Below are 25,870 nucleotides of genomic sequence, written 5' to 3' on the forward strand. Positions count from 1 at the left end.
AAACTAATTTTCAATATGACAAAGAACGATGCGACTCTAATGAGCCAAGTTTATTTGATTTTTAATAACGTCCCAATTTTAATGGGACACTAGTGACCATATTTTTAATCTCATTATATTGACTGTCAATAGGTAAATTTTCCCAATTTTTTCTAATCCATACACCATCAGATAAGTATAATTTATTTTGTCTATTTCCTACAAGAAAAGAATTAAAATCTTCCTTTGTCAAATCATATGTTTCACAAACATACCACTCTCCAATAGCACCACTTTCACTTATACTTTTATCTCTTATTTCAACTTTGTCAATATCAAGTATTTGAGTTATTTTACTTTCATATATATACTGCTCGTTGCAAAAAAAGAATATATAAAATATTACAATGCATAGGATAAAACATATTATCACAATGGTAATTTTATTCTTTAACTTTAACTTGCCCATTGTTATAATTGAATATATCATACTCTTTTCCATTGCCAGCTACCATTTTTCCGATTTTAGTTGCAAAATTTCTAAATTTACTACCTCCCTTATGCATTTCAAAGCCGTAATTATCTAACAAGCCATTTTCTCCTCCCAATTTAACTGAACCAGTATTTTCATTTAAAAGAGTCAATTTTATATTACCATATACCAATCCGGTTTCTAAGTTAGCATAAGATGGCGAAGCAAAATTAATGTATCTTCCTTTTCCTTCTTCCAAGTCTGTAGTTGTTACTGGAGATAAATCTATTTTTGAAGCATCAACATATAATGGCTGCCCATTTCCATTTCTATACCAATCATTTGCTTCGAAAAATGTAAGTTTCCCATCATAATCTGGCCTGTCAACTAAGCCTGCTACATGAGCATCTCTTTTTGAACGAGCTTCATCTGTTACATCAGTCCACAATAGCTTACGAGCATCAGCATTTGACATACCTTGCACAAAATTCTTTCTATCTATCATAAGAGCATCACCAGCGATACCCTGATCATCTGTCCCTAAAAAATTACCATCTTGGTCATATATGGAACTTCTTCCATCCGGATCAACAAACTTCAACGGATTATTGGCACAATAATTATACGGACTCATGCCCGGGTATTTCTCCGCCAGCGGGTCTACACTCAACCACAGACTGGTATGGGGGTCGTAATAACGGGCGCCATAGTAATACCTTAAAAAATAGTAGCAGGGGAGGCTCGAAAGCCTACCCCACTATTCAATTTACCTACTTATGGTTGTCCTTATTTATTGAAAAAAAAGTAATCCTTGACTTTTTTCAGGTACGGCTGCTATTCTGTGTTCACCTTTGCACCTGCATTCGCTAAATTACCACTACCACCATTCTCTTCGCCAGGAAACACCTAATTTATCCAAAATCTCTGTTTCGAATATTTTCTTTGTTCTCTTTAAAATACATAGCGTGGTGCATTTAAATAAAAAAATCTACTGTTTTTTCTATCCTTTTTGCATAATTATTCACAATCTTTTTTTGAGAATTTAAATCATACTTGATTTCCAAACTTGGTTCCCATTCTGCTACATCATAAGGAATTGAAATTTCTTTTCCACTTAAGGTTAGGCTAAAATGTATTTGCTCCGCCTTCTTTTGCAATTTAGAAGGAACATCCTTAAAGATAATTTTATCTTCACCTATTTCATCAAGATAATAAATACATAGTACATTGGAAAATACCCCCGCACCTAAATCTTCTTCTTTCCTCATACTTTTTCGCAAATAACCCAAAGATGTATTCTTCGGTAAATCTTTTATTGAAATTCCGTGATTTTCTCTTTTTTGAATGAGTATTGCATCGGGGGGGCCATTAAAATCTGAAAACTCCAAGATATAATCATTTATTATCATGGAGATTATATTCTCCTTGCATTTCACATCCTTTTTGACAGAGCAACTACAAATAAAAAGCATTAGCAAAATGCTAATATTTTTTAACCGGATAAAATTTAGTGGAATCATATTTATAAGCTTTTTTTGAATTAGGTACATACACATGACGATTAATCGGCTGCCCTTTCGCATTGGTAGGATATTCAATAGCACTCTTCGCATCTCCTTTAGGTCTATAAGGAATAATCTCTCCAGAAATTCTGTCATATCCTGAAGGTTCAGCAAGACCATTCGGATGACTGTGATCAATGGTAGTAACTATTCCTAATCCATTATATTCTATTGCCTTAGCCATAGTTGTTGCAGATACTTCATTACCTATCCCATTGGTATACAATAGTGTTTTATCTGTATCAGTAGCTGTTTCATTATACTCAATCTTAGCATATTCAACAGATGTATGTTCAGCAATACCTTTAAAAGCATCATGAGCCTTTACTTGGTCATTAATAATTAAACCTTGTGTTTTCCCCTTGCCGTTAACTAATTTGACATTATCTCCGATATTATGAGCCATTCCTGTACTTTCACCCTTCTTATTAACCAATACAACTGTATGCTCTCCGTCCTTTTCTACTTGCTTAATTTTACCATTTGGATGAACAAAATAATCATCCTCCCCATCCGGATCAATTCTATTCACCGGATTGTTTTTACAATATGCATAGGGGCTTACTCCCGGGTATTTCTCCGCCAACGGGTCTACACTCAACCATAGACTGGTATGGGGGTCGTAATAACGGGCGCCATAGTAATACAAGCCGGTCTCATCGTCCAACTCCTTGACATTAAATAAAAACGGCGTTTTCCACGTATTATTGTACCGCTCCTCGATAAACACCTCCCCGAAAGCCGTGTACTGGATGCTCTGAGCCATATCGCCGTTCGCGTCGGTAGTAATTGTCGTTGAACTCAGATGGTCGCCATGGTAGAAGTATTGGTGACGTTCCTCCTTGGGCACTGTCAGCCCATTCGTAGAGGCTGCCATTGGTGATGCCGGAAGGTCGTTCTCGCAGAGGCAGGCATGACCTCCGGTATAAGGATTATTGTCCATACCGTTATACTCCTCGTTGAAGTAAGCGTAGTTCTTGCGGATAGACTCCACAGACCGCGCGTACTTGGCATTGTAGCCAACATCTATCCCCTGGTTATGACCCGCGCACTCCGAGGTGTTGGGCAAGGACGTGAAGCTCTCCGCATCCCCAAGCTTGCTGACGATACGCTGGCTACCAACATAGATATGCTTCGTGTAGTTGCCACCGGGGCTTACAACATTTCTACTTTTTTGATATTAAAAATAGCAGGGCAGACCAGAAAGCCTACCCCACTATTCAATTTACTTATTTGTTGATTATCTGATGGAATCATTCAACTCTTTCATATACTTTAAATCTGTTGAAGGTATCCATAAATAATATCCACTATAATGTTTCAATAGATATAATAATTCTTTACTATTACTTTGTAGTATTCCACTTTTAAGCATATTTTGTGCATAGTAACCTGTAATACAGAACTCTACTGTTTGATTATTTTCATACATTATAATGACATGCATACGTGCATCTTCACTATATGTATCATTATCATTATTTGCTATTAGTTCTATCCCTTTTTCTATTTTTTTTATTACTTCGCAATCTGTGATTAATGTATCAATTATACCCATATTATCATTTGGATTATATTTTTGAGACACGGCATTTTTCAATAAGTAATTGCAAGGTATTGCAATGCTTGTTTCAAAAATATTGTTAAAATACAATACTCGAACAGACTTTATAGAACTTTCGCATTGACTTTTCTGCTGTTTCGATTGACTATTACAAGCAATAAAAACAAATATGATAGAAATAGAAAATAAAAAGAATTTATTTATCACCTTATCTTTAATTTATATTTAACTTTTGAACCTCTCTTTGTTGATATAGGACTTATAACTTTTATTGGATCATATTTTGCAGTATGACTAGATCGCACATATCCTTTTGGAAATTCTTTATTTGCTCTAGCTGTTTTTACCTCAGAACCAGTTATAACTCGTCTTTCTTCTTTTCTGGTATACTGACTATCATAGGTGTTTACCCTATCCTTATGAGCCTTAGAGTCTTTTTCAAAACTTAGTCCATGATCAAATTCATGCTCTAAAACTGTTGCAGGAGAATAAATATACCCTTCATTAGTTATATTTGCTTGGGTCGGATTCCAATATACAGTTGAAATTTCTTTTCCATCAACCATCTTAGAACTACGTCTGCTTTCCTCTAATGTTTTTTCCAATCTCACTGCTAGACCTTTAGTCATCGCTGCTTCTTTCATTTTATCTCCACCTCCATTTCTAGTATTATAATCATAAGAGAGAAGAAAATCAGAAACAAACTCATTTTCAATTGGAGCACTTCGCATATTTTTTCCATTAAATACCCAATGTTGGCTATTTCCATCTTGGTCTTTATAAAAGACCCAAATATCTTCCCCCGTCGGGTCTACAAACTTCAACGGATTATTGGCACAATACGCATACGGACTCATGCCCGGGTATTTCTCCGCCAGCGGGTCTACACTCAACCACAGACTGGTATGGGGGTCGTAATAACGGGCGCCATAGTAATACAAACCGGTCTCCTCGTCCAACTCCTTGGCATTAAATAAAAACGGCGTTTTCCACGTATTATTGTACCGCTCCTCGATAAACACCTCCCCGAAAGCCGTATACTGGATACTCTGAGCCATATCGCCGTTCGCGTCGGTAGTAATTGTCGTTGAACCCAGATGATCGCCATGGTAGAAGTATTGGTGACGTTCCTCCTTGGGCACTGCAAGGCCATTCGTAGAGGATGCCATTGGTGATACCGGAAGGTCGTTCTCGCAGAGGCAGGCATGACCTCCGGTATAAGGATTATTGTCCATCCCGTTATACTCCTCGTTGAAGTAAGCGTAGTTCTTGCGGATAGACTCCACAGACCGCGCGTACTTGGCATTGTAGCCAACATCTATCCCCTGGTTATGACCCGCGCACTCCGAGGTGTTGGGCAAGGACGTGAAGCTCTCCGCATCCCCAAGCTTGCTGACGATACGCTGGCTGCCAACATAGATATGCTTCGTGTAGTTGCCTCCGGGGCTTACAACCAGATACGGGCTCACGTAGGTAGTAAAGCGGGTGGTTTCAGTATTACCTCCACTGAACACCCCGTTTACAAAGACGCCATTGCTACCCCCTGAAGACTTTACTACACGTTCCCCTGAAGCATCATACAGGTAAGAAGAGACATAACCGTTGTCCGAGATAGATGATAGGCGGTTCTCTTCGTCCCAACGTAGTTTGCGTTCGCTTCCTCCGGGAATTCGTTTGCCAGTCTCTTTCCAACGGGAGAAATTAACGTAGGTCAGGTTACCGTTGAGATCGTAATCGTAAGTACGACGGTGTTCGGTTTCCCCACTTATATCGCCCTTCTGCTCCTGAATAAAGGATACCTGGTATGGATTAGACCCATACGCGTAAGCAAGGTTGTACCCATCTCCGATTTCCGCGTTGCCCTGGCTCGTACTTTCCACTGTGACACCCTCTTGGGATGCCATCTGGTACTTATTGCTGATATTGTGAAGGTTGTCGTAACTCATTTGCAGGGTATATTGAGCCAAACCGCCATTGGTAGAAGTATAGTCGCCCACAGCCGAACTCAGACGGTAAAGACCGTCATATCTGTAAGTATGATGGAAAGACGGACTGGAAACCGAACTTACATTACCTACAGCGTCGTAACCGTAAGTGCTATTCATATAATTAGTCGCGGAGTGGGAAACCTTAAGGTTCTTCAATCGGCGCATCTGAGGATCGTAGCTATAAAACGTTTCCACGCCATTCCCGTATTGGAGATAAGACCGTTCCTCGAACTTATCGTAACCCAGTTTTGTGACATAATGATAGGTGCGACCCTTCACTCCATTTACGCTACATAACAGACCACCGGAATTATAAGTGTAATTTACCTTTTCAGTATCGGGATAGCTCATGTTGAGTAGACGGTTCCATGAGTCGTAAACCCACTTCGTGGTATAGGTGGCTACTCCTTGGTTGGGTATAACAATGGTACGGGTCAGTTCGGTTACTTCACCCATAAGGCCGTAAGTATATTGCTGGGCGCCGCTGGCATCCTCCATCAGGATAAGGCGTCCTCGCTGGTCTTCGTCCGTATAGGAGTCTCCGTAATGATATTTCACATTGTTTTCCGGGTTATCGGGGTAATTGATGCCCGTCAGACGGTTGAAGTCGTAAGTATAAGTGATATATTTATCTTCCGCCAACAGATTGGCTGTCTGACGACTCGTAAGGTTACCCTGAGGATCGTATTGATACGTACTTACGCCCGAAACCGGATGCGTTACACGGGTGCGATGACCGGCATAGTCGTAATCAGAGAGAGTTGTGTTGCCCTCTGTATCAATCGTTTCGATAAGTTGCCCGATTCCATCGTAGTTGAAACGGGTAGTGATGGTGCCATTAGGACCGGAATATTGCTCCGTTTTTACAGTCAGACCCGAGCCATTGGTAAAGATTGACTGCCGCCCCCCCTTCGCATCAACTTGCTGGCTTACAAGAGTGCGCGAAGCATTGTCTTTAGAGTAAGTCATCGTCGAGGCCTTTCCATCGGGATAAACAACACGCACGGCACGGTCCATTACATCGTAATGGGTGACGGTAGGCGATGTAGTATCAAAGTCTCTCAGGAAAATGTTGCGGTTGGTCAAGGCATCGGTCAACGGATGGTAAGATTTGACCGCGCGACCAAAACAATCGTATTTCATACGACCGCTTACAATCATTTGGTCTTCGGTACTTTGCCCATTGCTCGACGTAATAGCGGCATCCTTTTTCACCTGAATGACACGACCAAAGCCATCAACAAAAGTAACGGTTTCCATATCGCCGCTCGTAGCCCTGTTCTGAGCATCGAAATGCCCGGTCACGGCATATGCCGGAGAGGTAATATTACCCTTATTATTTTTCACAACAGACGGATGGTATTCAAAACGGATAGTGTACGGATTCCTTAGCTGTCCATGTATTTCATTCGGACCTGTTACACTTGTTATCCGTCCCAGATTATCGATAGCCGTTCTTGATTTTTTACCATTTTTACTTATCGAAAGTAAGGGTATACCATAGCGATAATCAATACTATCTATCTTACTTGTATAACCAAACGAATCGGAAACATCCTTTACATACATCTTGTACTTATCATCGTAGCTATAGGTATATTTCATGCGTTGTCTTTTGGCATTCTGGGGCAAAGTTTTGCTCGTAATATTGCCATAACGGTCGTAAACGATATCGGTAACGGCAGGCAACGATGATGAATCCGTGTATTGGGTTACCTTAGTCAGGTGAGCCGGAGAATAACTGTCGCCATACTCTGCTTCGATCATACGGTATACATTTGAATTCTCACTTACCATAAACTGATATGGCAAACTTAAAACATATTTATTAAAATCGTTTATATAAGCGATTTGGGTATAATAATTGAAACTACCTCTACCCCTTTCGCCCAGATTTCCCTTATCGCTATAGGTATAAGTGCTTAGTTCTCCATGATGACCGGTCAGGTAGTAAGTATAGTAGGCTTCGTTGGCTACAATACCTGTTGTATTACCTTCATAAATAAGCGTTTTTGTATATTTCAACGGGGCATAAATACTAAGCGGAGCGTACGTAGTACTGTCTATAGTAACTGTAGCAAACCTATAAGTATTTGTATTGTATTTACTTACGCTATATGTATAGTACTTATTTATGGTTTCCGTATATTTTTTGCCTGCTGCATCCTGTATTAAAGTACTGATAAGGTTACCGGCTTCGTAAATGTTCGACACATTGTAGGTCTGTACCGTTTCGCGATAAATTTTATCATTATCCTCGGTATTAATACTTTGAGTTATTACTTTACCAAATCCGAGGAATTCGCGTTCGCGGCGGTCATGCTTCCCGTTCTCATAAACAAAACGTGTTTTCATATTGCCTCCATCGTCGTTGATTCCATCGTTAATTTCGACCGAAGACATGGCCCACTTGCCACCCGGATGATTGTAAGTGGCTTTAGTATTTGTATAATCGAGTGTAAAACTACCTCCTAACGGATTATTCACTGTTTTCAGCTTATTGGTACGGCCTATAGTTGAACGGTAAACGGTCATTTGACTATCATCATCCGAAAGTACAATATCGGGAAATCCATCACCATCAACATCGCGGATAGCATACAAGTCTCGAGTCATGGATTTGCTCTTACTTAATCCTGGATTGAGGGATATTTTTATTGTAATCCACCACGGGGTCGGTATCAGTATATTGTATGTGTAAGCACCATTAATAGACTCAGAACAAGATGCTGATTCATTTATTTTGCTTAGTCCTCTCCATGTGATTGGAGCGGCAAAGCCGTTGCCTTTATTTAATGCAACTTTCACTACACTTCCGCTTGTCCATACTTTATCGGGCAAACCATCGCTGTTTATATCCATCAGTATATAGCTACTTTTGCTGCTTGTTTTGCTAAAACCAGCTCCGATTGAGAAACTCGAACCAAAAGTATAGCCAAGACCACCGTTCGAACTGGTATTCTCTCCGTATTGAATGTCGTTCAGGTCCCAAGTAATTTCTTCTGAAAAGGAGTATCCATAGTTGAACTGCACGGAATTTTTCCTTACTTTGTCTGGTAAGCCATCGCCATTGATATCCATAAAGATGAAATCGGCCTGATCGTTCCCTGCTGATTTTCCTCCACTAATTGCTGGCAGCTTAGATGCGTTCTTGGCAAGATCGTTGGCAGCGGCAATTTCCTTCGAATCTTTAAACCATTTACTTCCTGCTAATCCTCGAATGGAAGTAGACCCTGAGTGGATGGGTGACCCATCTAAAGAGTACCCTTCTGAAGAGTTACTGGTTTCTGATATATTATTATTACCTATTGCAATACCACTGAACCCTCCTTGCGGATTGGTCATGTGTATTTTTTGGGCTGAGATAATATCAGGATAACCGTCACCATTGATGTCCATAAAAGCAGTTTTGGTAGATGAGTTGCCCCTTGCCAAGCTTTTACTAACACCCATCATTTTCTTCGATAAATCGGCTGTACTTGTGCTTTTGTTTTCCAATGTAATACCTCGGGCACCCCCACCTTCCATTGTCATATTATTAAAACCGGCAAGTGGATTTGTTAACACTACATTTTGTGCTCCCAATCGGGAAGAACTCATAGTTGTACCCATAAGATGGGTCTGGTTATTCTGCCCTATCCAACATTTAACACTGTCTGGATTTAGACCAACAGTCATTGGGAAAAAGACCGTTGAATTAAAATTCATAGTATCTTTCTTCAGAATATTCGGATCAGCATATTTGTCATAATTTAATGCACTTTCGTTAATTTTGGTAGCATAGCGTCCTTCCGCCGAATTATAAACAAACTGTCCCCAACCACGATACATAGGACCAAAGTAACTCGATTTATGTGAAGTATACATATCGGCTTTAGAAAATACTACAAGAGGAAATGGTATAAGAAGTGTTTCATTGTAGATAATACGTACTCCTAAATGATTAAGTTGGGTTACATATTTACTACTATCCTTGAGATAATATTCAAACCAATAACTGCCCGGTGGCAAATAGGGGAAAGAAGCGCTCCCTTCCCATGATGTTTTCCTGTAATTTGTTTCATCTACTGTTACATCCATCTTGGCTATCACTCCTGTTGAATCTTTCACTACCATCACCAAGTCTATTGCCTCTTTTATCATATCACTGCTTTTCAGATATGTATCATCTTGTATATTTGACGGCAAATAAGTTGTACTTATTGATACATTATATATCTCTTTAGTAAAGACAGTAGGAGCTATCGGTGTTTTCAATTGTTTGGCATAGACTTTATATTCTACAGGAACCAATGAGTGCATCTCTTTTCCATTGCTTGTTATGCCGGTTTCCCATTTTATTTTATACCACTCTATATTTGAATCTGAAATGATTTCAAATTTCAGGTTTTTATGATTAGAAGAAGGTATATTTCCAAATATTTGATCCGAAAGCCTTATGTTTGCGGCTTCTTTAGAGAATGTTCTTGTGTACACAATCTGCTCATCGTAGTTTGGATTCTCTTGTTCTTCCGAATTGTCATTTGCTTGTATGCTTCTTTCGTTGGCTGCAATAATTCTTAAAGTAACTATATCGGAAGTGATTGGCTTTGAGAAAGATCCTTTCAGAAAAACCTTATTGGATACGGTATCAACCCTTACCCAGCTTTCTTCACTGTAAATAGTTCCTTCTTCTGCTCTATAAGCTATCGAGCTTTCTCCATTCGGGTTTACAAAAGCTGGTTTTCCCTGATAGGTTATTACAGGACTCCATTCCACCTGGTCAAAAGCTCCATTAGACATCTCATTTCTTCCTGATTGCAACCGGAAGAAAAGTTTTTCGCCAGCCTTCACCACAAGGTTATTTACATTCATCGGGTAAGGCTTACCTGTATTTAACAAAGAAATCGTTTGTGTAGCCTTTTCGGTCGATTTAAATTGAATAGCAGCTCTGACACCATCGGCGTTACTGTATTCATCAGTATCATATTTTCCTTGTGGAGCCAATAGTTTAATAGTACTGGCGACATTTACCGTGCCATCGAAAGGAGCTTCCCAAACACGTACCACATCCTGCATAGGAGAATTTTTAATTTCTTCGGCCTGTTCTTCCGGATCTACCTGAATATCTTCTTCATCTAAACTAAGATTGCCACTCCCGTTAATCGGATTGGGTGTACCTGTACTGTTTGTTGTGAAATAAGGAACTAAACGTCCGTTAGAATCAGTAATAATTTTATTAAAATGAACCGTTCCATTAGATACGATATCCACTAATCCGTCGTTGTTCACATCAGCAAAATAAACCTTGATTTTGGATGTTGTAGAACTTTTGTCTTTTCCTTTAGCGGCCGTAGCAATAAAGATACCAACACTGCCTTTCCAACCTCCGGAATAAGAGCGGCTGGTTGTTTTGGAGAATTCTTCTATTGTTCCGCCTATTTCAATCCTATCTCCATATTGATGGGAAACGTTTGTTGCTTGCGAAATATTGGGACGGTAATATAATTTGCCTTCATCGACAAAAACTTTATCGGGTAACCCATCGCCATCAATATCGATTAAAGTGGATAAGCCTTCGGTAGTACTACTACTATATCCGGTGCTTGCTCCAATGGTACTGCTTATCGTTGTCGGATCAATCCCGACTCCGACACCTCCATAAAAAGAAATACTTTGGGAGGTTGTTGTATTTCCACCCAAAGCTGTGGCTTTGTTGCTAAATCCAGATACGTTTATACTACTCATGGGATTTTTCATACTTGTCTCGATATTATCATTATGAAGACTCCATTCTTCTGCCGATTCGGTGAACGGTTTATATCCAGCTGAAGAGTTTACATCGTCGTAATAATCGAAAGTATGAGTAGCGAATTCACTGCCTGAAGAATCCAAATGAGTTACCGATTGCAACACTTTTGCATTAAAAGCACCTGTCCCATAATTGAACGTGTAGCTGCGAAGCGTGTTTCCTTCAAAAGCAATCGTGATCCCGTTTAACAACTTATTAGAAGAAGTAAGGAATCCGTAACGCGCGTTGTTAGTTTGTTTTTCTTTTTGCGTATTGCTTGTAAAAGTAACTACAGTGTGAGGATCTTTGCTTACCTGGCCTGCTTTAACTGTTCTCAGGTAAAGAGACTGGGAGGATAATCCGGAGGTTATTGGTTCCGCCACTTGTTGATAATGATATTCTATGTAGTCGCCATGTAGTTCTTCAACGCGCGAAAGTTTCCATTCAACTGCTACATTTTTTTGAACGCCATCAGTCGTAGTAACATTTCCTTTTAAAGTACCTCCGTTAGTTCCATATATATATTTTGTTCCTGATTTGTCTGTTACTTCCCAATAATAATTACTAGGAGAATTTCCTTTTCGTATAATCTTAGAGAAACTGTTTTCGTTGCGAGGATAAAACTGTCTGTTTTCAATTCGGGCTATTTCATCATTCCGATGAGCCACAGAAGCAGTATTATTATGTAATGTCATTAACATAGAACCATCCATTAAATATGTTTCTGTTTCATAGCTATCATCATAACGAGGTACACCCCAGCGGGTATCAATATTTATGGAAGCAATATTCAAATCCCAACCTTCGCCGAGCCAACCATTACCTCCATCACTGTTATAGGCAATGGATAGGTTGGGAGCCATACCGTTGCGGGCGGGAGGCATTTCGAACGAGTAACTTAATCCGGCAGAACCCCTAACATTTGCCTGAGGCGGGCTGATCAGTTGTACTTTAGATGTCGGATCAGCAGCTTGTATGTCGCTCATCATCGTGGGTGTATAACCTTGTGTTTCGGGCGATTCTGGAACCTGAATCACTCCATTGATCATATCGGTAAAGTGCGTGGTGCGGGAAATGATGAGTTGATTTTTCTTGTCGATCGAATCTACTTCCAAAGCAGCCCAAAGCCGAGTATCCATATCGAAATAGAACGTACGGATATCATCTTCGGTAAATCCTTTGGGTATTTTTGTTGGATCGTACTTAAGAACAACACGTGCGCCATCGGCAAAATGCTCCCCGTGAGGAAGAAAACGATATCCTTTATGATCGGCGGTAATATTACTTAGCCCCATGTTCATAACCGGAATATCAATATCACGCAGTGTAGTGAGGGATATTTTTTTAGATGATCCAAGAAGAGCCGCAGAATCTACTTCCAAACAGGCCGTTTCCAGTTGGATACGGTCGGCGATACCTTTTTTAAGTTCTTTACTTGCATAAAGCACTTTTGTATTGATATCGTACGCATAATCGACCCTTGTGTTTTTAGGGAATACAATGCTTTTTGTTTTATTTTTGCCATTCAACACAGCTTTCACATCTACCTTCCGACTATCATCTAAAGATACGATTGTTTCGAATTCGCCATTTCTGCTCTTTATTGGTTTTTCATTTACATAGAAAACGGCATCCGAGGCGGTCTTGTCTTGAACAAAGCCATGAATATAAGCTTTATTGTCATAACTCAGGTTTACTGTATTCAGAACTAAAAAGGAGTTATTCGATCTTTTATTTACCTCTATGGACAAATTACTGACCTTATATCCGTATTCTACATCTTCAGGTAAAGTGAACTGAACAAAGTTGTTTCCTTGGTTTAGCCACAAAGGATTAATTTGTATTTTTTGACGGGCAGAAGCATCACTCTTTTTTACCAGATATCCGCCAACAGCTAAACGATCGTTTATGCTATAAGGAATATTGGTGTAATCATTTACTCCTTCCAAATCGAAACTTAGCCAAACTTCATCTTTCAATTCGGGACTTTCGGCCAAGCTTACCGTAAAAATATTATCAGAAGGATTGTCTACTTGTTTTCCATCGTACAGACCGATCACCCCTTCTTTCGAGATAGAAAGGTATTCGATTCTTTCGGTTGTCTCGCTTCCTTCAGCGGAATTAGACATAAATTCGACCGCCGGTTTCGAGGCTGAAACATTACTACTCTCTCCTTCCGGAAGGATATTCGTTTCTGTTTTCGGAGAAACAACGGTTTGCTGATTCTTTATCTCTTTAATCCTTGGATTATTCCAGGCAATGCCCACAAGAATAGATGTGGCAAGTAAAGCCCCTGTTATAGCTGTTTTATAATTGATTTTCATGATAAATAGCATTAGAATTATTCGGCAATAATTTTTCTGGTAAACTCTCCATGATTGCGTGTAAATGCTTTAATAATATACACACCTTTGGACGGCAAATGAAAATCGGCCGATTGTATTTGTTGGAGAGACATGTTTTCTTCTTTCAGTATCAACTGCCCAGTGGTATTATAGATTAAGAACGAAACTACGTCAGGCTTTTCAAACTGTAGTTTAGCAGTTAAATTGAGATTCTTTTGTATGCAACTAAAATTTACGACTTCGGCCGCTGCCTCTTCAATAACTGTAGAAGAATCTTCGTCAGACTGGTTTGGACGAGCTGAAGAAGAGCGCGAACATAAATTATTTAATGTTAAAGTATGAACAACAGAAGCTTGTTCAGAGTAAATCTTTGTCACATTACCCGTAGTAATCCAATCGTAGAGTGTTGTGAAACCCACCGCATTTAAGTTTCGCAGTTCGAGAAAGCCTCTACTCATGTCTATAAATCCATAATAGGTGGTAGCTGCAACAGTAGTCGGATTAGGTCCTATCCGAACTCCGTTCTTATAAAAACTAACTTTATTATTTTGAAACTTTACCTCTAATTCGTCGCCAAGAGCAACCTGTATACCCGAAGGTGTTGAAACATTAGAGATTATTAATGACAAAGTATTACCTTCTTTGCTGATTCCGTGATAGAGAATATTGGAGGCTGTTCCTTTAAACCCAACGGTGTAATTGTCCGTCAAATCTGTAACAACCCATTTTAACGATCCTCCTTGCGCAGGAAATGGATTAGTAGTAAGAGCTTCCCGAGGAGTAGCTCTCGTTAAATTCTCAAAACTGTAACCTCCTCTTTGCTCAATGTATAGTTCGTATTCGCCAGCCGAAAGTCCGTTTATATCGAACTCATAGCTATTTTCATTCCCAGAACGGATCACTTCGCCAGAATTAACATCTTTGAGCTTATAGAAAAATACCCTTTCGCCCTTTATGATACGGATATGCAACTCTCCATCATTATTACAGTTTTTATGCTTAATATCAATGTCTCCGGCAATAGGCGAATCGCAATATACGAAGGTAAATACATCTTTATAATTGCCATCAATATCGAACAGAACATTGTTGTAGATTGCTTTTTTACGAAGAGCATCAATACCACTTACCTCAACATACCGGATAACTGTTTGTTGAAATTCGTCACTTCCCGAATTATTGATCATCAGGTAAGAACTTCCATTCACATGATCTTTAAAACCAGAAGCTTTTCCATCAGCATAAGATAACTCCACATAGTAGCTTTCGTTCTTTAGATTTTGGGTATTGACTAACCAATGCCGGGGCATCAGCTTCATTCCAATTAAGTAATCCTTTCGTTCAGGTTTCAGTCCTTGATTATTATCGCCCCAGAGAAGATGAGAGTAGTTACTCCAAGTGCTTATAGATTCTCTCCCTATGGTTAACAAACGTGAGGTAGAACTCCCATTTTCAGGATTAGCTTTATGAAAATAATCGTTTGCCTGCATATAGGTGTAATAAGGAGCTTCTTCATAACTGGTGGCCGCCTCAGTTTGGTCAAGGCCACTGGCATCATCCTTGCATAGCCCCGTTATCCGATTGTTATATTTGGTTTGTTCTGTAATATTCCACAGTAGTTGCCCATTACTACCTATGTAAGAAACGGGCAACGTTATCCCATATTTAATAGCCAAATATGATTCTACTTTTTGTCGTTCAAGAGGGGTAAGAAAACGATTGTACGCAATAATTTCGGGAATATACCCAGAAAAAGACAAGTTTGTTGGAGAAGGTGACGGAAAAGCAAAAGATGCTTTTTCCTTTCCTCCCCATATGCCATTATGGGGAATTAAACTACGATAATGGCTACTTATACACATGGACGACTCGCGCGCAGAAGTTCTTAAATCCATACCCTCAGACTTACCATAATCCAAAGTATCCAAAGGCAAATAATAGACCTTATCCGTTCCCTGAGTATAATCTGTTCCGCTTCTACCTGATAAACTGTATATAGGAACTTCTTGCGAAAACTGACTGTTAGGAGCAAAAACACCAATAACAGTAGACTGGGCTAAATTGACATACTTTAAAGGCAGTTCAAAAATCTGATTATTAAATTGTTTTTTTAACATGATGGCCGGATGACCATTATAGAAACGAACCGAATCTGTTAAATATTCTTGTTTTTGAGAAGGACTTGCGTAATTGTAAGTATACAATTTCAAGTGGTCTCCGCTATAGTCCATCCATTGATATTTTAACGGAATTCCGGTACCCTTTGTCTTCATCCACAATTCAGGACTACCAACATCACCTGGAGACTGGGAATAAAGCAATTTGGGTAGAACAATAAGCCCAATTCCTATTATTGAGCTTATTATAAGCCTTTGGGTATAAGTCATAAGTTTTAGGCGTTTGTTTGGTTAAAATATTTATGTTAAATCTTCATCATTTTAAGTTTATAATACTACAAGATTGATAGAATGGAAAACTAAGCATTACATTTCAAAACTTCCATAAATACTGTTGCCATAATTATTGCTGAAAGATATTTTATATTCTCCTGAATTCCAGTTTATTGAAGAAATGAATAGATTACCTCCCGTAATTGGATTAATGGTATTATAATATACTATCTTCCCAAATTTGTCGAAAATCTCAATAGTAATATTATTCAAATCTTTTAGAAAATAAACCTTAAGAAAAGAACTGTTTTTAGTTACTGAAAACGGGATGCCACTACTACTACCAGCAATAGTAGACCTGATTGTAATGTGAATCAAAGAACCCTGTAGGTCGATCTGTTCCTCTTTATCCATTTTTTTACCCTTATTCGTAGTATAGCTGACAGTATTATTACTGACGGTATTGTTAACCTGATTGGAGCCCAATGCGCTATTGAAAGTTAAAACTCCTGTCAAAACAAAAACTAACAACAATGATAGTAGTGAATGTGATTTAGCTGCCATAAATAAAAAATTTACAAAAAATGAAATAAATACAAATTTATCCTTCTTAGAAATGACGTGCAATAAAGGAAATCGTCATGGCAGGTTTTGGGAGAATGTAAAATTATTTAATTTGCTAAAAATTAGTACTATATTAATTTAAAACAACATCTTTTGGCAGATTTTACAAATAGTATGTTTAAAGTTTATTAGGTATATATTGATAATAAACTTTACAAAAGGAAGCATTTTGTGTTATTTTTAATAAATTGCATATTCCCCTCAGAGTAGCCCAATCATATTGGAAGCAATATTTCTAAAGCAATTTATTTTTATAAAAAATGTAAACTGAAGCTCTTTGTTAAAAACGAAGACCCCTATTTTGCAGGAGTTTTGTTAATGGCTGATTATTATACTAAGGTAATTATGTCTAATTGTTTTGCAAAACTCTCCTGTTTTTTCATTCCTGTAAGTTCTCTGATTACGGTTTTTCTTTTTTGAATAATATTCTGATTTGATTTTATCAACAATGCTATCTCAGTATTATTGAACTCTAATTTTGTAAGACAGCATATAAGAATATCCCTCTTATCCAATTGAGGATGCAAGTTTGTCAGTCGAATTAAAAAATCATCATATAATGCGTTAACTGTTTGAAAAAACAACTCCCAATCAAACTCTTCAGCAGAATCATATATAATTTCATTAACTTTTCTAAGAATACTTTTTCCATCTTTTTTGTCATAATCATTTAAATAATTTTCCAATAAAGATATTTTCTTTATAGTATTGAGTTGTTTAAATAAAATTTTACGCAAATCACCGATATTTTTATCTTTAGTTGAAGAAGTATTTATTTTTTTATCCTGTTCATTAACCATTGATTTTAACAGATAAATTTGCTCTTTGGCTGTTAATAATGCTTCTTTATTTTGAGTTCGTATCCGATAAACATAAAAGTGCCAAGAGCAATTACTACAATTGAAATAATAACAATCCAAAGTCTTTCTATCACTAATTTCTTATTTGCATTTTGAAGCAATTCAAAATCATATTTTTTTAATACATTCAGAATATGGAAATTCTCCTTTTCTTCAAAAGTGGATGATAAACTTTTTGAATATAATTTATGATAATCCAATCCTCCCCGATAATTGCCTGAATTTTCTTCAATTTTAGATAACTGCCTGTAAATAGAAGCTTTCGATAAATCATCATCAGATAAATCTAATGCTAAAATAGAATAAAATAAAGCGGAATCCTTTTTATTTTCATGAATATATATTCTGGATAAACTCATACAATGTTTTGCTTTCTGATCATTATCACTACATAATGATAAAGCTTGCATTGAAATTTCTTTTGCTCGATCATCCTCATTAATCATCTGAAAAGCGAGCCCCATGTTATGCATTACATCAATTTGAGCTGTTAAATCGTTATTCGATTTAGCTAAACCCAAACCTTTTTCATAATATACAAATGCACTATCAGGCAACTTTTTCAACAAAAAAGAATTAGCGATACAATTATTAGATGCTATTCGATTCTTATATTTATTACAACGTAAAAAATTATACTCAGCTTTCTTAGAATATCGAATAGCTTCATCAAATAATAATTGATTATAACTTATTTCTCCTATAAAAAAATCACATAATCCACACAAATAATAGTCATTAATAGTTACAGCAATATTTTTAGCTTCAAGATAATTTATTACCGCATTATCGAATTTCTTTTGTGATTGTAAAACTCGTCCACAGTAAAATGCTGATAAACAAATGTTTTTCTTTTCATTATTTTTTATAAAATAATCCTTTGCTTGAAAAATTAAGTTTTCAGACGAGATGTCCAAAAAATTTTTATCCTTTGCTTGTACTAAAAGTAAAATATATTTAGCATGTTGATCTTCTTTTAATTCGTATGGATTGTGAATTGAATCCAAAAATATCAAAGCACTATCAGGGGTATGATCTATAAAATATTCCACTGTACCCAATATCTCCTCAAATTTATCCGATTTTTTATTACATGATGTAAAAAAGTAAAATACTATAGAAAGGCAAAAAATAAAAGAAATTTTTTTCATAAAATTCATATTATACCGGACACTGTTAGTACAAAAATAACATAACTATTTAAAAGTGAAAAGTTTTCTTTTTAGTGCAATTATTGTTTATTCCGTAAGTAAACCCTAAACAATAGATTACTTATTTAAACATAAAATTCAACGCACCACCCACTAAATAATGCTTCGGCTAAAGCCGACTAAAGTATAAGCGTCTAAAGACGGTGGTATTAACCACAACATTTGGAAAATAAAGTAGTATCCCTTTTTTATATTCCATCTATATCTCCTGCCCCATCTTAAACAAAAAAAGGACTGCAACCTTTTCTGGATAGCAGTCCCTTTTAAATGGAATATTGAGAGTTTTTATTTATACTATTCTACAATAACAATCTCTGTTTTGGTCGATGTTTTTCCGGTCAACTTCAACAAATAGGTTCCCGATTTGAACGGAGAAACATCAATCTGATTATGCCCCGCATCAAAAGATGTACTGTAAACCACTGACCCAAGAAGATTGTACAGCTTACAGTCAACCACTTCGTCAACTTTAATATTTAATACACTTTTTGCAGGATTCGGATATACCCACGCAGATAAGCCCGCAGCTGTATCTTCATTGATAGACATCGGCCCCTCAAGATCTTTGCCTGTTACCACCAAAGTATAATCTTGCGGTGCAGCCAATTCTCCTTTATGCGAAACTGTAATCAAATATTTTCCCGATGGATTCTTTATATCAATCCGCTCGAAGTTATCCACATCGTTATCGCCTGTTGTCGCCGCATTGGCAGGATTATCCTTATCAAGTTTCCAAGGATAGTAAATATTACCGTTTTCATCTTCTACAACTACGTCAAGATCATTCACCAGCGATTTCACATCCCAATCTATAATCTGATCCTTGTTTTCCGGTCCTACGGGGTCTGTCCACGATATGGAAACTCTCATTGGTTCTTCGCTTTCTCTTACATATAGTGATTTAATGTACACATCACCATTTTTGAGTGTATTCTCTTCAATGACAGAGTTACTAATAAAAATAGAGCCACGTTGTTTATCGATAATCGCTTTTGCAGCATCCTCAAAGTTTGCCACACCCCAACCCATATCGTAATCGGGACCATCGTTTACCCCGGCTTCGAGGGCTGTGTGTTGCAACACGCCCCGCACGGTGGCCGAATTCATATAGCTGCCGTACAGGTTATTGTGCAACTCCTGAATCAATAATATGCCGGCTGTAACGGCAGGTGCAGCCATTGAAGTACCGCTCTGCACACCATAAGAATTATTATTGCTTGCCATTGTTGAATATACATCCACTCCTTTGGCAACAAGGTTCGGTTTGATGCGTCCGTCGTCGGTAGGCCCCGGGCTACTGAATACGCCTAAAACAATCGTCTCGGGCGAATAATCCGTTATTCTTTCGATAGCCCCTACGGTAAGGGTATTTTTTGCAACAGCCGAACCCGACAGTATTTCATATCCGTTCTTATTAGGATTCAGTTTTTTCCAATCCTCTCTGAAATTTCCAATTGAATTTACTAACTGATATTTAGGATAAGTATAGCTCAGATTGTCCCATTGGGAAGCAATCTTATTGTAAGCCCCAAATTCCCACTCTTTATCGCCTGACAGAAGAGAGTTATAAGAGTGGTTAGAAACCAGATAGCCTTTGCGTGCAAATATCCCCATTTCTACTATATCGTTTGTCCACTCATAGGCATGCACTTTCGATTTGGGAGCCAGCCCTCGCGCCTCGATGTTTGCTCCTTTTGCGGTAACCGTTCCTACAACATGGGTAGAGTGCCAAAGAATAGTACCTGCAATTCCATCGCCAAAAACTATTTTTGAGCCATCAGTTCCTTTAAATTCGGTATGAGTGCCCAGCACTTTTCCACCATCCCAAACTCCGGCAATCATATTTTGGCCTTCCAAGTCCAGCCCTAAACTACCACCTTGGTACAACGCCGAGGTACGAATTGTTGATGCAGAAGTAAGGTTTGAAGTTGTATAATAGACAGGACTTCCATCAGTATCCACGTCTACCAACTGAATATACGCTCCGTTTTTTGTAGCTCCCGACCGCAGTATTCCGGGATTTTTACTAATAAAACCGTTCAGCCGCTCTTCGCGTGCCTTGCTTTCGGCTTCAAGTTCTTTTATAAGGGTTTCAGACTTAGTCTGATTGTACCCGTCAACAATTTTTTTTCTTTCCTCCGGCGTTTGCCCATTAGATGAAATGAACAATGCCAAAAAGAACAATAACGTAAAACTTTTTTTCATTTTGTAACACTATTAAATAATAACCAGTAAGATTTTTTCAGTTCTCGGTAATCGTAAAGATATAATATTTCGGAAATCTATTTACAAATGATATCAGTACTTAACGATTTTTTTATTTCTGACAGCATTCAGACAATATTAACAAACTTTCGTTTCCCATATTAAACAACAAATCCACAATGCTCAGATTGGGCACAAAGCCAAATCGTTGTTCAAAAACCTGATAATAAGGCACTGAGGCAAAACCAGGGTCGGCTATTTCCCATTTTTTCTTGGGATGAATAGCCGAACGGAAATCGTATTCATCGCAAAAAAAAGATTCTTTGTACGAATCGGTGTAACTGACCAAAGGCGTCTTATCAAAACCTATCAAAGAGGAAATCAATGAGTGCAGTTCGTCGTTGAAATCGATAAGAAAAGTATATTTTTTCTCATATAATGGCTGAAAATCGTCACGATAGTACTCAAAAAAAGGAGTGGAATTGTATGCCGAAACGAGTGCATTCCAATGTATATGCCGCCAATTTCCATGATCGGCAATGCGGATATCCTTTGTATGGCTTTTCTGCGTTTGCGGATGCTCTACCGGTATAGACAGAGCGATAGGCCCATTGGCCGACAAGATAGTACACCGGTTACGATAAGTTTGCTTTTCGTAATTATCGTACCGCTCAATCCATACTTTGTCTGCACAAAGCATTTTTGAATAATACTGAATGGGAGCTAAATAAGCAGTAGATAACCAAATATCCATTTTCAACACAAAAAAATTACTTTACTGACGAGAATATGCGCGACCACCGCACCCCCGACTCTGCGGAACTATACCAAACGAACGACGCCCTGCCTATTATATCCCTTTCCGATATAAAGCCTACGTAACGCGAGTCGACCGATTCATCGACATTATCGGACAGAAACCAATAATAATCGTTCCGGAAGATATAGCTATCAACAGGTTTTCCGTTACAATAAAACTTTGATTTCAGAAATATAAATTCCTGCCCTTGTTCGTCCAGAATCAGTTTTTTGTACAGAGGAATGGTTTGTTCGTTCAGTTCTATTTTCATTCCTTTTTTAGGAACAAGTACTTTATAGTTGGAGGCATCTTTTTCCGCAATCTGAAGCTGCATAGTGTCAGGCAGATTTTTATTAATCAGAAAAGACTCATATCGGTTTAAGGAAGCATAAACAAGCGAATCACTCTCGTTCAAATTACGCAAAGGTATATCCAAATGGCGGGCAAGGCTACGAACGGTATCGAGTAAAACATCCGGGAAACGGAACTGCATCAGAAAATCGGGCGAAGTTACATACTGTTTGCCATTGATCAGATACGCGAATCCATCCACAAAAACCGTATCGCCCGGCGATGCCACACAACGGCTGATACATACGCTGCGTTTGTCGAGGGGTTTATCTGTTTCCAACGGGTTGTTAAAAACTACAATGTCGTTACGCTCTACTTGCGATGCAAACAAACGATTGTAACCAAACTGAACAGCATCCGAATACGTGCGTAAACCGGCAATAGAATCGAATACAAACGGAATGGAAAGTAAAGTAACGGGCATCCGTATGCCGTATGCCGTTTTGTTCACCAAAACCCTGTCACCCTTTAGCAATGAGGTTTCCATTTGTATCGATGAAACCGAATAAGAGGCAATAAAAAAAGTACGTATAACAAGGATAACGAGCAAGGCTATGACAAACACCTTGCTCCAATATTTAAACATATCCTTATACTTTTCTGTCATCTACACATGTGTTTTTAGTCTTTTTCGGCACTCGTAAAGAGTCGATCCCAACGGATAGAACCCTTGTCTTTATCAATCGACAGCCAGATGAACAGGGGTTTACCCACTATATGGTCTTCGGGAACGAAGCCCCATGCACGCGAGTCGGCCGAGTTGTCACGGTTATCGCCCATCATAAAGTAATAGTCGAGTTTAAAGGTGTATGAGTCGGCTTGCTGCCCGTTGATATAAACTTTTCCGCCTTCGTATCTGAAATCGTTGCCTTCATAATTTTTTATACAACGCTCGTAGGCTGCTACCTTATAGTCTACGTTCTTGTCGAATCTGAGGGTTACACCCCGTTTCGGAATCCAGATGGCGGGATAGTCGCCGTATTCGGCTTTCAGATTATAGTTGATAGGATACAAAAAGACGGGAGCTTCCTGATAATATTTCTGACCATTGAGCACACCCATTCTTTTCATGAAATCGCTGCTTTTGATAACAGTCCAAACATATGGTTTTTGTTTCAGCTTATCAATCATATCTGGTGTAAGGAACACTGTGGAATATAATATTCCTGCCTTTCCATCCACCATTTTAAGGCCTAATGCTTCGATGGCATGAGGGGCAAACTGCCCTAAATCGTCAGGAGTACTGCTTATCCGGGATCTGTCTTCGTTTGTTATCCCCAATTCGTCTAACAGAGCCGGAGAGAAATACGTTCCGTCGGTCTGTACATAATACATATGCTGAACGTTCTTGGGTGCTTTTTGGGCTTTTCCGTTGATGAAAACGGTGTCGTTTCTCAAAGAAATCACTTCGCCGGGCAGGCCCATGCAACGCTTCACATAATTTTCGCGGCGATCGGCAGGACGATAAACAATATCGCCAAACAATGCTTTGTTACTCCAAACGGCATCCCTTCCGTTTTCTTTACAAAGGGCATAATAATCGGCATTTTGCATCTTAAGGGCAACCGTATCGCCCGAAGGGTAGTTGAACACCACGATATCGCCGCGTTTTATCTGCCCTGTTCCCGCAAGGCGTTTATAGTCGGCATGGGGTTTTTCGAGATACGATTTACAATCAAGAATAGGCAGCGTATGCTGAACCAAAGGAAAAGACAACGGAGTCATTGGCGGACGTCCGCCATAGCTCACCTTGCTCACACACAGAAAGTCGCCCACGAGGAGCGATTTTTCGAGCGAAGAAGATGGTATCTGGTAATTCTGAAAAACATAGTTAGTAACAAAATAAGCAGCAACCAAAGCAAAGAGTATGGCATCCACCCATTCTGTTATACTTCTGATTGTCTTATTTTTAGACTGTTTCCAGAATCCCCAGGGGATATATTTTGTAATATAACTGTCAAAAAACACAAGGCAAAAAATCAGCATCCATGTGTAACCTGTCCATACAACAAACGAAACACATATCACAAACATCAGAATCCATTTTATCCATTGTTTGCGGGGGGCAGACTTAATCCTATCGGTTAGCGACCTTTTTTTATTTTCCTCCATATTCTAATTTAGCTTATATTCTTAATTTTTTCTTTTCTATGCGTAATACTCAAAATTTAAGCATGTCTTTCATTCCCAGAAAACCCTTTTTGTTGTATGCGAACTCGGCTGCCATTACAGCTCCCAAAGCGAGGCCTTCGCGGTTTTTGGCATCGTGTTTTATACTTATCGTATCGACTGCCGACTCGTAAACCACCTCGTGCATGCCCGGCACTTCGTCTTGGCGAACACAATGAATAGCTATATCGGTAGGCAAAGACTCTTTCTCCAAGCACCAAGCGGTTTTGCGCTCTACGTTTTCTGTTATTCCCTCGGCAAGGGTTATAGCTGTTCCGCTGGGAGCATCAAGTTTGTGAATGTGGTGCACTTCCTCCATACGGACATTATATTCGGGAAACCGATTCATCACCCGCGCCAGATGTTCGTTCAAAGCAAAAAACAAGTTTACCCCCAAACTGAAATTCGAGGCATAGAAAAATGTATGCCCTCCCTCCTTGCAAGCGGCTTTCACCTCATCGAGATGTTCCAGCCAGCCTGTTGTACCCGAAACCACGGGAACATTCGCCTCAAAACATTTTTTGTAATTACGGGGCGCGCTTTCGGGGGTTGTAAACTCTATGGCTACATCGCTGTCTCTGAAGACCGGCGAATCGAAATCAGCCTTATTATGTTCGTCTATAATGACCGAAACGGTATGACCTCTTTCTTTTGCTATCCTTTCGATGGTTTTACCCATTTTTCCGTAGCCGATAAGTGCAATCTTCATAATCAATTATCTAAGCGTGTATTCTCAATTTTGCAAATGTAAATAAAAAACACGAATACAGACCCATTGCCCCACTTCGTGCAAAAAATATTAACATCAATTTTGAAGCCCTCCTACCCTATCAGCACAGCGCATCGCCCCTCTCAATACAGTAAAGAGAAGAGATGTTCACCACCCAACAGCAAAAACGGAGTACAATTATCCGTCCTTAGCATACTATAATACATTATACAGCAATGCAAATATTTTTGCCGTATGGTTGTTTGCCTTAGTGTTCTTGAGGCGTTTTCTTGTTTTCCTTATTTTCTTTGTATAGGTTTATCAACTCACCCAAAGTAATTTTAAGGGCATTCATTGTTGTGAAAAAATCGGGAACCTGATTCTCGTAAAACGATTTTTTCATCCTTCCCAAAGCATTGTTGTACGACTCTTCTTTCACAAACATCCCTATTCCCCGTTTCGAAGAAATTACATTTTCGGTTTGTAGAATTTCGAGCGAACGCATCAAGGTATTATGATTCACATCAAAGTCTTTGGCAAGCTCTTTCACTGTTGGAATTTTTGTTCCGGAAGTCCATTCCTTAAAAATAATTTTAAAAGAAATAGCATCTGCTATCTGTAAATAAATTGGTTTATTTTTATGATATTCCATAAATCTCTCAGAGTAAATGTAGTTATGTAAAATACGACACAAATATATACACTACTATTCTATAATACAATATTTATTGAACTATTTTTAATAAATAACATGTATATATGACATACACTATTTTTTTAAATATAAAATATTTATATAGATATAGTATTATAGATAAGAAGTTTTATTGAAATAAATTAACGTATTTGTTATTAAAATGAAGCTCCAACAT

Annotated in this window: 16 protein-coding genes and 1 pseudogene; 1 reads left to right on the forward strand and 16 read right to left on the reverse strand. The window is 38.4% G+C overall.

Annotation, left to right across the window (positions count from 1 at the left end):
• Positions 1 to 61 precede the first annotated feature (61 nt).
• The 4 genes and pseudogenes from M2132_RS00005 to M2132_RS00020 form a co-directional block, all read right to left on the reverse strand.
• Positions 62 to 448 (reverse strand): hypothetical protein, encoded by a 387-nt coding sequence (locus M2132_RS00005; RefSeq protein WP_280670014.1) that lies wholly within the window; start codon positions 446 to 448, stop codon positions 62 to 64.
• Positions 423 to 1,154 (reverse strand): annotated as a pseudogene (locus M2132_RS00010) (RHS repeat-associated core domain-containing protein); the annotation flags it as partial. The pseudogene M2132_RS00010 and the gene M2132_RS00005, both read right to left, overlap by 26 nt.
• A 271-nt stretch (positions 1,155 to 1,425) precedes the next feature.
• Complete coding sequence (locus M2132_RS00015; protein ID WP_280698169.1) at positions 1,426 to 1,860, reverse strand: hypothetical protein; 435 nt, start codon at positions 1,858 to 1,860, stop codon at positions 1,426 to 1,428.
• 73 nt (positions 1,861 to 1,933) lie between these two features.
• Complete coding sequence (locus tag M2132_RS00020) at positions 1,934 to 3,082, reverse strand: RHS repeat-associated core domain-containing protein (RefSeq protein ID WP_280670016.1); 1,149 nt, start codon at positions 3,080 to 3,082, stop codon at positions 1,934 to 1,936.
• Between M2132_RS00020 and M2132_RS00025 the strand changes: the two genes are divergently transcribed.
• Positions 3,053 to 3,253: a hypothetical protein gene (locus tag M2132_RS00025; RefSeq protein WP_280670018.1), complete on the forward strand. Its 201-nt coding sequence runs from the start codon at positions 3,053 to 3,055 to the stop codon at positions 3,251 to 3,253. The two genes, M2132_RS00020 and M2132_RS00025, sit on opposite strands and share 30 nt — an antisense overlap.
• On the opposite strand, the gene M2132_RS00030 is transcribed toward M2132_RS00025, so the two are convergent.
• The 12 genes from M2132_RS00030 to M2132_RS00085 form a co-directional block, all read right to left on the reverse strand.
• Positions 3,254 to 3,784 carry a hypothetical protein gene (locus tag M2132_RS00030; RefSeq protein WP_280670021.1) on the reverse strand — a complete coding sequence of 177 codons (531 nt, stop codon included), beginning with the start codon at positions 3,782 to 3,784 and terminating at the stop codon, positions 3,254 to 3,256. It lies immediately after the preceding gene.
• Complete coding sequence (locus M2132_RS00035) at positions 3,781 to 13,659, reverse strand: SpvB/TcaC N-terminal domain-containing protein (RefSeq protein WP_280670023.1); 9,879 nt, start codon at positions 13,657 to 13,659, stop codon at positions 3,781 to 3,783. Before M2132_RS00035 ends, M2132_RS00030 begins: the two co-directional genes overlap by 4 nt.
• A 17-nt stretch (positions 13,660 to 13,676) precedes the next feature.
• On the reverse strand, positions 13,677 to 16,067 hold the full coding sequence (locus M2132_RS00040; protein ID WP_280670025.1) for a T9SS type A sorting domain-containing protein: 2,391 nt from the start codon (positions 16,065 to 16,067) through the stop codon (positions 13,677 to 13,679).
• Between the two features lie 96 nt (positions 16,068 to 16,163).
• Entirely contained in the window at positions 16,164 to 16,634 is a 471-nt protein-coding gene (locus tag M2132_RS00045) for a DUF3244 domain-containing protein (protein WP_280670027.1), read from the reverse strand.
• Positions 16,635 to 17,023: 389 nt separating this feature from the next.
• Complete coding sequence (locus tag M2132_RS00050; RefSeq protein ID WP_280670029.1) at positions 17,024 to 17,494, reverse strand: hypothetical protein; 471 nt, start codon at positions 17,492 to 17,494, stop codon at positions 17,024 to 17,026.
• 32 nt (positions 17,495 to 17,526) lie between these two features.
• A complete protein-coding gene (locus M2132_RS00055) occupies positions 17,527 to 18,705 on the reverse strand; it encodes a hypothetical protein (protein ID WP_280670031.1) in 1,179 nt (392 codons plus the stop codon).
• 354 nt (positions 18,706 to 19,059) lie between these two features.
• On the reverse strand, positions 19,060 to 20,970 hold the full coding sequence (locus M2132_RS00060; RefSeq protein ID WP_280670033.1) for a S8/S53 family peptidase: 1,911 nt from the start codon (positions 20,968 to 20,970) through the stop codon (positions 19,060 to 19,062).
• Between the two features lie 112 nt (positions 20,971 to 21,082).
• A complete protein-coding gene (locus tag M2132_RS00065; protein WP_280670035.1) occupies positions 21,083 to 21,724 on the reverse strand; it encodes a WbqC family protein in 642 nt (213 codons plus the stop codon).
• Positions 21,725 to 21,740: 16 nt separating this feature from the next.
• Complete coding sequence (gene lepB / locus M2132_RS00070; protein WP_280670037.1) at positions 21,741 to 22,727, reverse strand: signal peptidase I; 987 nt, start codon at positions 22,725 to 22,727, stop codon at positions 21,741 to 21,743.
• 14 nt (positions 22,728 to 22,741) lie between these two features.
• Positions 22,742 to 24,232 carry a signal peptidase I gene (gene lepB, locus M2132_RS00075; RefSeq protein ID WP_280670039.1) on the reverse strand — a complete coding sequence of 497 codons (1,491 nt, stop codon included), beginning with the start codon at positions 24,230 to 24,232 and terminating at the stop codon, positions 22,742 to 22,744.
• 49 nt (positions 24,233 to 24,281) lie between these two features.
• A complete protein-coding gene (gene dapB / locus M2132_RS00080; protein WP_280670042.1) occupies positions 24,282 to 24,998 on the reverse strand; it encodes a 4-hydroxy-tetrahydrodipicolinate reductase in 717 nt (238 codons plus the stop codon).
• A gap of 268 nt (positions 24,999 to 25,266) precedes the next feature.
• Positions 25,267 to 25,650 carry a GntR family transcriptional regulator gene (locus tag M2132_RS00085; protein ID WP_280670044.1) on the reverse strand — a complete coding sequence of 128 codons (384 nt, stop codon included), beginning with the start codon at positions 25,648 to 25,650 and terminating at the stop codon, positions 25,267 to 25,269.
• Positions 25,651 to 25,870: the final 220 nt, after the last annotated feature.

Origin of the sequence: Dysgonomonas sp. PH5-45, from assembly GCF_029893235.1 — a bacterium.
Taxonomy (GTDB): Bacteria; Bacteroidota; Bacteroidia; order Bacteroidales; family Dysgonomonadaceae; genus UBA1309.

Bases quoted from the DNA above. Each gene is read 5' to 3' on its own strand.
- M2132_RS00055 (WP_280670031.1), bottom strand. From the start codon at position 18,705: ATGAAAAAAATTTCTTTTATTTTTTGCCTTTCTATAGTATTTTACTTT.
- M2132_RS00045 (WP_280670027.1), bottom strand. From the start codon at position 16,634: ATGGCAGCTAAATCACATTCACTACTATCATTGTTGTTAGTTTTTGTT.
- M2132_RS00005 (WP_280670014.1), bottom strand. From the start codon at position 448: ATGGGCAAGTTAAAGTTAAAGAATAAAATTACCATTGTGATAATATGT.
- M2132_RS00085 (WP_280670044.1), bottom strand. From the start codon at position 25,650: ATGGAATATCATAAAAATAAACCAATTTATTTACAGATAGCAGATGCT.
- lepB (WP_280670037.1), bottom strand. From the start codon at position 22,727: ATGACAGAAAAGTATAAGGATATGTTTAAATATTGGAGCAAGGTGTTT.
- M2132_RS00060 (WP_280670033.1), bottom strand. From the start codon at position 20,970: ATGAAAAAAAGTTTTACGTTATTGTTCTTTTTGGCATTGTTCATTTCA.
- M2132_RS00035 (WP_280670023.1), bottom strand. From the start codon at position 13,659: ATGAAAATCAATTATAAAACAGCTATAACAGGGGCTTTACTTGCCACA.
- M2132_RS00040 (WP_280670025.1), bottom strand. From the start codon at position 16,067: ATGACTTATACCCAAAGGCTTATAATAAGCTCAATAATAGGAATTGGG.
- M2132_RS00065 (WP_280670035.1), bottom strand. From the start codon at position 21,724: ATGGATATTTGGTTATCTACTGCTTATTTAGCTCCCATTCAGTATTAT.
- M2132_RS00025 (WP_280670018.1), top strand. From the start codon at position 3,053: ATGACCCGCGCACTCCGAGGTGTTGGGCAAGGACGTGAAGCTCTCCGC.
- M2132_RS00015 (WP_280698169.1), bottom strand. From the start codon at position 1,860: ATGATAATAAATGATTATATCTTGGAGTTTTCAGATTTTAATGGCCCC.
- M2132_RS00050 (WP_280670029.1), bottom strand. From the start codon at position 17,494: ATGGTTAATGAACAGGATAAAAAAATAAATACTTCTTCAACTAAAGAT.
- lepB (WP_280670039.1), bottom strand. From the start codon at position 24,232: ATGGAGGAAAATAAAAAAAGGTCGCTAACCGATAGGATTAAGTCTGCC.
- dapB (WP_280670042.1), bottom strand. From the start codon at position 24,998: ATGAAGATTGCACTTATCGGCTACGGAAAAATGGGTAAAACCATCGAA.